Consider the following 918-nt stretch of genomic DNA (forward strand, 5'->3'; position numbering starts at 1 on the left):
AGTTTTACGTTCCTGATGATCACTTACATATTGGGCGTCTAGTCGACCCGGCATCGAAAAGTCTACTTGAATCGTTCCACACTGCCATACTCGGCCTAAACAATCCTTCAAAGAGAATTCAATCTTAGGGCCGTAAAACGCTCCCTCACCAGGCAATAAATCCCACTTCAAGCCTTTAGCGTCCAGAGATTCTGCTAAGGCTGCTTCGGACTTATCCCAAACCTCATCTGAACCAACGCGTTTCTCTGGTCGCGTAGATAGCTTGTAAAGAATCTCGCTAAAGCCAAAATCTTGATAAACTTCGTGCAACATATCGATAAAGGAAGATACTTCTTCCTGAATCTGCTCTTCAGCACAGAAAATATGCGCATCATCCTGAACAAAACCACGCACTCGCATAATACCGTGCAAAGCGCCAGATGCTTCATTTCTATGGCAAGAACCAAACTCGGCAAGACGTAAGGGCAACTCCTTATAACTCTTCAAGCCTTGATTAAATACCTGAACGTGGCATGGGCAGTTCATCGGCTTGATTGCAAAGTCTGCGTTCTCTGAGTGAGTAGTAAACATCTGCTCACTAAATTTATCCCAGTGGCCCGACTTCTCCCATAGCGTACGCTCAACCACTTGAGGCGTCTTAATTTCTTTATAACCATACTTGCGCTGCTTGGTACGCATGTAGTTTTCGATAGTCTGGTAGATACTCCACCCCTTGTCATGCCAGAAGACCATACCTGGCGCCTCATCCTGCATGTGGAATAAGTCTAACTTCTTACCTATTTTACGATGGTCTCGCTTTTCGGCTTCTTGTAAGCGATTCAAATATTGCTTTAGCTGCTTCTTATCTGCCCAAGCTGTACCGTAGATACGCTGCAACATTTTGTTGTCAGAATCGCCACGCCAGTACGCGCCAGAAAT

The 918-nt window shown here is 45.3% G+C and carries 1 protein-coding gene; it reads right to left on the reverse strand.

The window, feature by feature from the left end; all coding sequences use genetic code 11:
• Nucleotides 1-918 (reverse strand): threonine--tRNA ligase (gene thrS, locus A3729_RS00830; RefSeq protein WP_068632974.1); only part of this gene is annotated, 918 nt, incomplete at both ends.

It is taken from the genome of Oleiphilus sp. HI0043, from assembly GCF_001634935.1.